The following is a 7,428-nucleotide window of genomic DNA, read 5'->3' on the forward strand; positions in this document are numbered from 1 at the left end:
GACCGGGCCGGCTGGCCGCCGCCCTCGGCGCGACCGGGATCGCCGCGCTCGGCATAGACGTCAGCCCGACCGCCGTACGCCTGGCCCGCCGGCGCGGCGCGACCGCCGTCCACGCCGACGTCTTCGGTCCCGTCCCCGGGGCGGGAACCTGGGGGCACGCGCTGCTCATCGATGGCAACATCGGCATCGGCGGCGACCCGGCACGGCTGCTGCGCCGGTGCGCCGAACTGACCGGCTCGACCGGGACGGTGCTCGTCGAGACCGATCCACCCGGGACGACCTGCTGGTCCGGCCCGGTCGTGCTGCACGACGGCGACCGCGAGAGCACGCCGTTCCCGTGGGCGCTGGTCGCGGCGGACCGGCTCGGCGTACCGGCGGCCGAAGCGGGCCTGCGCGTTCACGAGACCTGGCACGAGGAGGGCCGATGGTTCGCCTGCCTCGGGCGGTGAGCCGGCTCCGGTCGCCCCGGCTGACCAGCCAGCTCGGCCTGATGCTCGGCGCCGCCTTCGCGATCTGCCTGCTCACCGGCTATCTCAGCCATGCGATCCAGCACCCGCCCGGCTGGTCCTTCTGGCCGTCGCGCCCGGTCGGCCTCTACCGGGTCACCCAAGGCCTCCACGTCGCCACCGGCATCGCCATCGTGCCGCTGCTCGGCGCGAAGATCTGGTCGGTCTACCCCAAGCTCTTCCGCTGGCCGCCGGCCCGCGACCTCGCGCACGGCCTCGAACGGCTGAGTCTCGCCGTGCTCGTGGCCGCGGCCGGCTTCCAGGTGCTCACCGGCCTGCTCAACATCGCCAGATGGTACGCGCCGATGGGGTTCTTCTTCACCGTCGCTCATTTCTGGACCGCCTGGATCGCCGCCGGCGCGATCGCAATCCACATCGGAGTGAAGCTGCCGGTGATCCGCCGCGCCCTGACGGCCAAGGTACGTCCGGCTCCGGCCGATGACGGGTGGACCCGGCGCGGCTTCCTCGCCACCGTCGGGGCGGCGATCGGCGTCGTCACCGTCGCCACGATCGGCCAGACGGTACGCCCGCTGGCCGGGATCTCCGTGCTCGCGCCGCGCGATCCCCGGGTCGGAGTCCAGGGTGTGCCGGTCAACGAGTCCGCTGCGGCGGCCGGCGTACGCGACCGGGCGCTGCATTCGGCGTACCAGCTGGAAGTGATCGGCCCGAGCGGCACGAGGCGGTTGTCGCTCGCGGACCTGGCGGCTCTGCCGCAACGGACCGCGAGCCTGCCGATCACCTGTGTGGAGGGCTGGAGCGCGGACGCCGTGTGGACCGGAGTGCGGCTGCGCGACCTGGTGGCGCTGGTCGGCGGGGGACCGGACGACACGGTGACGGTGGAGTCGTTGCAGGAGAACGGCCCCTACCGAATGTCGACTGTGGAGCCGCCACATGCGCGCGATCCGCTGACGCTGGTGGCGTTGCGATTGCACGGCGAACCGCTGGATCTGGACCACGGCTACCCGTGCCGGCTGATCGCGCCGAACCGGCCCGGCGTCCTGCAGACCAAGTGGCTCGCCCGGATCAGGGTAGGCGTGGCATGACCCTGACCCGCCGCCTGCTCGTCGCCTCGGGCGTTGTCCTCGTCGTGGTCGGCGCGGTCGGCGTCCTGCGCTCGGCGTCGGTGGGGCTGTGGCCCTACGTCCGGTTCCTCCTCGTCAGCGCGCTGTACGCCGACCTGCTCGTGATGCCGCTCGTGCTGCTCGCGGGAGTGCTTGCGACGCGGCTCCTGCCGTCGTGGCTGCGGGTGCCCGTGCAGGGGGCGCTCTTCGTCTCCGCCGCCGTCACGTTCGTCTCGCTCCCGCTACTCCTCGGCTACGGGCGGGACGTCAGACTGCCGTCCGCGCTGCCCCGCGACTACCCGCGCGGCCTGCTCATCGTGCTGGCCGCCGTGTGGACCGTCGCCCTCCTCCTCGCCCTGTACCGCCGTCTCCGCCGCCCTCCCACACGCTGAGGTGGGTGCTTTGGTGCAGATCACGGTTACGCAGGCTTCCCCGGCCCGGTTTCGCCTGCGTAACCGTGATCTGCACCGATCCCGGCTTACCAGGTCTTGCCAGCCTGCTCCCGGATCGTCCGGTTGATCCGGTTGAAGAAGTTGGTCAGCGCGATGTTGAGGATGATCGCCGAGAGCTGCTTGTCCCCGAAGTGGGCGGCGGCGTCGGCCCAGATCTCGTCGGTGACACCGGCCGCGCCGTCCTGGATCCGGGTGGCCGCCTCGGTCAACGCCAGCGCCGCCCGCTCCGGCTCGGCGAAGAACGGCGTCTCTCGCCAGGTGACCACGTTGTGCAGGCGCTCGTCGGTCTCGCCGTTCTTCTTCGCCGTCGCGACGGCGGCGTACACACACGGGCTGCACCCGTTGATCTGGCTCGCCCGCAGGTGAACCAGCTCCAGTACGCGCGGATCGACGCCGCCGGAGTGGATCTCCTTGTACAGGTGCTGGATGGCGGTCATCACATCGGGACTCGCCGCGCTCTTCAGCCGTGCTTCCATCGAATCGCTCCCTCATTCGGTTACCTGAGCCCTTCCGGGCCCGTCATCACCCATGACGGAGCGGTTCTGAGGAAGGTAACAACATGCCCGACACCAGCCCGGCGGACCTTGTGGCCGCGGCCTTCGAAGCTCAGCGCGATCGGCTGCACGCGGTGGCGTACCGCATGCTGGGGTCGCACGCGGACGCCGACGACGTGGTCCAGGAGGCCTGGCTGCGGCTCTCCCGCCAGGACGCGGACGTCATCCAGAACCTCGCGGCCTGGCTGACCACCGTCGTCGGCCGGATCAGCCTCGACGTGCTGCGTTCGCGTCAGACCCGGCCGGAGGCCGCCTACGACGGGCTGACCGATCTCGTGGTGACCGCCGACGACGGCAGCGATCCGGAGGAGGACGCCGCACTGGCCGACTCGGTCGGGCTCGCACTGCTCGTCGTCCTCGAATCGCTCGGGCCGAGCGAACGGCTGGCCTTCGTGCTGCACGACCTGTTCGGGGTGCCGTTCGACGAGATCGCCCAGATCCTCGGCAAGTCCACCGACGCCGCCAAGATGATGGCCAGCCGCGCCCGCCGGAAGGTACGCGCGAACGAACCGCCGTCGTCCGCGCCACCGGAGCAGCGTGCGGTCGTCGACGCGTTCCTGACGGCGGCCCGGAACGGGGACTTCGCGGGCCTGCTGCGCGTCCTCGATCCCGAGGTGAAACTGACCATCGACGCCCCGGGCGGCGAGATCGTCGTGCTCGGCGCGACCAAGGTCGCCACCGGCGCACAGCTCGGCGTCGGAGCCGGCGCGGCCTCGGCGGGTCGTTCGGTGCTGGTCGACGGCCGCCCCGGCATGCTGGTCTGGCGGGCGGACGGCAGCCCGATGTCGCTGCTCGCGTTCACCGTCGTGGACGGCCGCATCGCCGCCATCCTCGCGGTGACCGACCCGGCCCGGCTCGCCGCTCTGGACCTCCCCGAGCCCCTGTGACCCGGTTCGTCTCTGGCGCTTTGGGCGCTGGATCACGGTTCTCGGTCGAATCATGGGGCAAGATTCGACCCGGAACCCTGATCCGGTGCCCGGACGAGCGGCGAGTCTAGGCGGGGAGGCGTACCTCGAAGCGGCAGCCGTCGCCCGCGTTGCGCGCCGCCACCGTGCCACCATGCGCCTCGACCAGGCCGCGCACGATCGCCAGCCCGAGGCCGCCGCCCGCGCCGGTGTCCGGCGTACGCGCCCGCGATCCGCGGAAGGCCACGTCGAAGACCCGGTCGAGATCGGCCTCGGGGATGCCGCCGCAGGTGTCGCTCACGGCCAGCCAGGGTCCGGCGGCGTCCCGCCCGCCGTCGATGGTGACGGTGCCGTCCGGCGGCGTGTAGCGCACGGCGTTGAGGACCAGGTTCGCCACGACCCGGCCGAGTTCCCGCTCGCTGGCCTTCACCGTCGGCCAGGTCGCGTGGATCGGCGTACGCAGTCGCACGCTGCGGCTCGTGGCGATGGGCGAGGCGGCGGCGAGGGCGTCGGAGACGACGTCGCCGAGCCCGACGTCGGCCACCGTCAGATTCAGCGCACCGGCGTGGATGCGCGACAACTCGAAGAGGTCGTCGACCAGCCGGGCCATCCGGTCGGCCTCCATGCGCAGCCGGTGGTGGTACTCCCGCATCGACTCGGCGTCGTCGACCACGCCGTCCTCGAGCGCCTCGGCCATCGCCCGCATCCCGGCCAGCGGCGTACGCAGATCGTGGCTGACCCACGCGATGAGCTGCCGCCGGCTCGCCTCCAGCTCCCGCTCCCGGTGGCGGGCGTCGGCGGCCCACACGGCGGCACGCGCCATGCGGCGGCCCATCCAGAGCCCGATCGCGAGGGACAGCATTCCGGCGATCGGCACCACGATGAGGACGACCTGGAGGTCGTGGCCGGAGATGAACATCTCCTCGGCGACGGCGAGCACACCGGCCGCGACCGCCAGCACCACCACGAGCACCAGTACGCCGACGTTGGCGGTGATGGAGCGTCGCTGCATGAACCGCAGCGCGATCGCGCCCGGTACGCACACGACCAGCGCGCCGAGCAGCGCGGCCAGCCCGATGAGCAGGACGTCACGCATCGGCGGCCACCGGTTCGTAGCGGTAGCCGATGCCCCACACCGTCTGGATGCGGGCCGGGCTGGCCGGATCCGGCTCGATCTTCTCCCTGAGTCGTCTGATGTGGACGGTCACGGTGGACTGGTCGCCGAAGGTCCAGCCCCAGACCTGGTCCAGCAGCTGCGCCCGCTTCAGGGCGACGCCCGGCTGTGACATGAGCGCGGCGAGCAGATCGAATTCGCGTACGGTCAGCGACAGCGGCATTCCGCCGAGCGCTGCGGTCCGGCGCGCCGGGTCCACCACGAGGTCGCCGTCGCGCAACAAGTCCCGTGGCTGTTGCGGCTGCGCCACCGTACGCCGCAACACCGACTGCACCCGCAGTACCAGTTCCCGTGGCGAGAACGGCTTGGTGACGTAGTCGTCAGCACCGAGCTGCAGGCCGACGATCCGATCGATCTCCTCGCCCATCGCGGTCAGCATGATGATCGGCAGGTCGGCCGAGGACTGCCGCATCCGCCGGCACACCTCCAGCCCGTCGACGCCGGGCAGCATCAGGTCCAGCACGACCAGGTCCGGCGGGCGGGCGGCGTACGCGGCCAGGGCGGTGTCGCCGTCGGCGGCCAGCTCGACCGTCATCCCGGCCCGTTCGAGATAGCGGCGGACGACGTCGGCGACGGTGGGATCGTCGTCGACGACGAGGATGCTGGGCGCGCCGGGTCTGGTCACCCGACCAGCGTAGGTCCGCCGGGGTCGCGAACGGGGTCGCCGCCCGGTTCCGTCAGCGCTTCGTAAGACGCTCTTGTACTATCGTACAAGTCCATGGGCTACCTCTACCTGCTCGGCGCCATCACCGCCGAGGTCATCGCGACCAGTCTGCTGAAGGCGACCGAGGGCTTCAGCAAGCTGTGGCCGACCGTCGCGGTCCTGGTCGGCTACGCGCTCGCCTTCGTCGCACTCTCCCAGGTGGTCAAATCCGTCCCGGTCGGCGTCGCGTACGCGGTCTGGTCGGGGCTGGGCACGGCGGCGATCGTCGCCATCGGCGCGGTCTTCTTGGGTGAGCCGATCACCGTCGTGAAGGTGATCGGCATCGGCCTGATCGTGGCGGGCGTGGTGATCCTCAACGTCGGCGGGGCGGCGGCCCATTGAGCACGGCACCACGGCGGGCGCAGCGGCCCCGCGATCCGCAGGCCCGTCGCGACGCCCTCGCGGCGGCCGTCATCGACAGCATCGCCGAGGTCGGCCTCGGGCGTACGACGCATCGCAGCGTGGCCAACCGGGCCGCATTGCCGCTCGGCGCGACGACCTACTACTTCCCGACGCTCGACGACCTGATCGAGGCCGGGCTCCGGCAGGCGCTCGACGACCTCGACCGCGAGCTGGGTCAGTGGGCGCAAGCGCTGCGGGACGCCGGCGATCCGGCCGCCGCGCTGGCCCGGCTCGCGGCCGACTACGTCGCCGATCGCCGCCAGGCCAGGCTCGAATACGAGTTGTACGCGGCCGCGATGCGCGACGAGCGGCTGCGTCCGCTGGCCCGGCGCTGGCTCAGCGGCCTGCGCGGGGTGCTGGAGGCCGTGTTCGGGCGATCCGCGTACGCCGTCGGCGCGGTGCTGGACGGCACGGTCCTGCAGGCCCTGACCGCCGGGGAACCGCTCGACGAGACGGCCCTCGCCGACGCCGTACGCCGCCTGACTTCGTGAGCGGTTCGGCGGCCTTCGCAAATCGCCGATATGGGCCGGGCACGGCCGATACCGTGAGGTCATGCGGGCTTTGCAGCTGGTCTCACCTGGGAAGATCGAGGTACGCGAGGTCGACGTGCCGGAGATCGCCTCCGACGAAGTGCTCGTGAAGGTCGCCGGGGCCGGGTTGTGTCACTCCGACGTCCACGTGCTGCACGCGCCGGAGTGGCCGATCCCGAACATGACCCTGGGCCACGAGACCTCCGGGCATGTGGAGAAGCTGGGCGACACGGTGACGGGGTTCGCCAAGGGCGACGCCGTGCTCGTCTACCTGATCTGGGCCTGCGGCGTGTGCCGGCCGTGCATCGAGGGCCGTGACAACGTGTGCGTGAACCAGGGCGGCCGGTACGCGTACCCGCCGTGTCCGGGGCTCGGGCCGAACGGCGGCATGGCCGAGTACATGAAGGTCAAGGCGCGGTACCTGGAACCTCTGGGCGACCTGGATCCGGTGCAGGCCGCGCCGCTGGCCGACGCCGGGCTGACCCCGATGCACGCGATCAACGGCGCGCGCCATCGGCTCGGGCCGGGCTCGACCGCGGTCGTCATCGCGGTCGGCGGGCTGGGTCACGTGGGCTTGCAGATCCTGGCCGCGACGACGTCGGCGCGCATCATCGCGGTGGATTCCAGCGAGCAGAAGCTGGAACTCGCCAAGGAACACGGCGCGGACCTCGTGCTCAAGAGCGACGAGACGGCCGTGAAGCGGATCCTGGAGGAGACCGGCGGCTACGGGGCCGACGCGGTGTTCGACTTCGTCGGCGTCCAGCCGACCATCGACCTGGCCACCCACACGATCGCGCCGGACGGTGCGCTTCGCTTCGTCGGCCTGGGCGGCGGCAAGTTCACCTACGAGGCGAACGGGGAGGCTGAGCCGCTGCCGTGGGGTGTCGACGTTCGCCGTTCCTTCGGCGGGACGCGTACCGATCAGCGGCAGGTCATCTCGCTGGCCCAGCAGGGCAAGATCAGCGTGGAGGTCCAGACCTATCCGCTGGTCGACGGCCTCAAGGCGTTCGCCGATCTCGAAGCGGGCAGGGTGCCTGGACGCGCCGTCCTCGTCCCCTGACCCGTCCTGCCCCCTCAACTGCTCCCTCAACGTTGGTTGCTGGATCAGGGTTCCGGGTCGAATCTTGACCCAAGATTCGAC

General features: G+C 71.4%; 10 protein-coding genes. 7 read left to right on the forward strand and 3 right to left on the reverse strand.

Features of this window, described 5'->3' with window-relative positions; genetic code table 11:
* The 3 genes from AB0M47_RS41415 to AB0M47_RS41425 all read left to right on the forward strand — a co-directional run.
* The coding region (locus AB0M47_RS41415) for an SAM-dependent methyltransferase (protein ID WP_363424168.1) at positions 1 to 449 on the forward strand (449 nt) is incomplete at its 5' end.
* Entirely contained in the window at positions 425 to 1,549 is a 1,125-nt protein-coding gene (locus tag AB0M47_RS41420; protein ID WP_363424170.1) for a molybdopterin-dependent oxidoreductase, read from the forward strand. The genes AB0M47_RS41415 and AB0M47_RS41420, both read left to right, overlap by 25 nt.
* Positions 1,546 to 1,959, forward strand: a complete 414-nt coding sequence (locus AB0M47_RS41425) for a hypothetical protein (protein ID WP_363424172.1) — start codon at positions 1,546 to 1,548, stop codon at positions 1,957 to 1,959. The genes AB0M47_RS41420 and AB0M47_RS41425 overlap by 4 nt, the downstream gene beginning before the upstream one ends.
* Positions 1,960 to 2,045: 86 nt before the next feature.
* Here AB0M47_RS41425 and AB0M47_RS41430 read toward each other — a convergent pair whose 3' ends face one another.
* Complete coding sequence (locus AB0M47_RS41430; RefSeq protein WP_363424174.1) at positions 2,046 to 2,495, reverse strand: carboxymuconolactone decarboxylase family protein; 450 nt, start codon at positions 2,493 to 2,495, stop codon at positions 2,046 to 2,048.
* 83 nt (positions 2,496 to 2,578) lie between these two features.
* Between AB0M47_RS41430 and AB0M47_RS41435 the strand changes: the two genes are divergently transcribed.
* Positions 2,579 to 3,460 carry a sigma-70 family RNA polymerase sigma factor gene (locus tag AB0M47_RS41435; RefSeq protein WP_363424177.1) on the forward strand — a complete coding sequence of 294 codons (882 nt, stop codon included), beginning with the start codon at positions 2,579 to 2,581 and terminating at the stop codon, positions 3,458 to 3,460.
* Between the two features lie 106 nt (positions 3,461 to 3,566).
* Here the strand turns inward: AB0M47_RS41435 and AB0M47_RS41440 are convergent, their stop codons facing one another.
* Both AB0M47_RS41440 and AB0M47_RS41445 read right to left on the reverse strand, forming a co-directional pair.
* On the reverse strand, positions 3,567 to 4,574 hold the full coding sequence (locus AB0M47_RS41440; RefSeq protein ID WP_363424180.1) for a HAMP domain-containing sensor histidine kinase: 1,008 nt from the start codon (positions 4,572 to 4,574) through the stop codon (positions 3,567 to 3,569).
* Positions 4,567 to 5,277: a response regulator transcription factor gene (locus AB0M47_RS41445; RefSeq protein WP_253762772.1), complete on the reverse strand. Its 711-nt coding sequence runs from the start codon at positions 5,275 to 5,277 to the stop codon at positions 4,567 to 4,569. The genes AB0M47_RS41440 and AB0M47_RS41445 overlap by 8 nt, the downstream gene beginning before the upstream one ends.
* A gap of 93 nt (positions 5,278 to 5,370) precedes the next feature.
* On the opposite strand from AB0M47_RS41445, the gene AB0M47_RS41450 reads away from it, so the two are divergent.
* The 3 genes from AB0M47_RS41450 (at position 5,371) to AB0M47_RS41460 (ending at position 7,347) form a co-directional block, all read left to right on the forward strand.
* Positions 5,371 to 5,697, forward strand: coding sequence for a multidrug efflux SMR transporter (locus AB0M47_RS41450; protein WP_253762774.1), 327 nt, complete (start codon positions 5,371 to 5,373; stop codon positions 5,695 to 5,697).
* Complete coding sequence (locus tag AB0M47_RS41455) at positions 5,694 to 6,248, forward strand: TetR family transcriptional regulator (RefSeq protein ID WP_363424186.1); 555 nt, start codon at positions 5,694 to 5,696, stop codon at positions 6,246 to 6,248. Before AB0M47_RS41450 ends, AB0M47_RS41455 begins: the two co-directional genes overlap by 4 nt.
* Positions 6,249 to 6,309: 61 nt before the next feature.
* On the forward strand, positions 6,310 to 7,347 hold the full coding sequence (locus tag AB0M47_RS41460) for an NAD(P)-dependent alcohol dehydrogenase (RefSeq protein WP_363424189.1): 1,038 nt from the start codon (positions 6,310 to 6,312) through the stop codon (positions 7,345 to 7,347).
* The last annotated feature ends 81 nt before the right edge of the window (positions 7,348 to 7,428 follow it).

Origin of the sequence: Hamadaea sp. NPDC051192 (assembly GCF_040682475.1) — a bacterium.
GTDB lineage: Bacteria > Actinomycetota > Actinomycetes > Mycobacteriales > Micromonosporaceae > Hamadaea > Hamadaea flava.

Excerpts from the sequence above, each read along its gene's own strand:
- AB0M47_RS41460 (WP_363424189.1), top strand. The coding sequence starts at position 6,310 with ATGCGGGCTTTGCAGCTGGTCTCACCTGGGAAGATCGAGGTACGCGAG.
- AB0M47_RS41435 (WP_363424177.1), top strand. The coding sequence starts at position 2,579 with ATGCCCGACACCAGCCCGGCGGACCTTGTGGCCGCGGCCTTCGAAGCT.
- AB0M47_RS41425 (WP_363424172.1), top strand. The coding sequence starts at position 1,546 with ATGACCCTGACCCGCCGCCTGCTCGTCGCCTCGGGCGTTGTCCTCGTC.
- AB0M47_RS41420 (WP_363424170.1), top strand. The coding sequence starts at position 425 with ATGGTTCGCCTGCCTCGGGCGGTGAGCCGGCTCCGGTCGCCCCGGCTG.
- AB0M47_RS41450 (WP_253762774.1), top strand. The coding sequence starts at position 5,371 with ATGGGCTACCTCTACCTGCTCGGCGCCATCACCGCCGAGGTCATCGCG.
- AB0M47_RS41440 (WP_363424180.1), bottom strand. The coding sequence starts at position 4,574 with ATGCGTGACGTCCTGCTCATCGGGCTGGCCGCGCTGCTCGGCGCGCTG.
- AB0M47_RS41430 (WP_363424174.1), bottom strand. The coding sequence starts at position 2,495 with ATGGAAGCACGGCTGAAGAGCGCGGCGAGTCCCGATGTGATGACCGCC.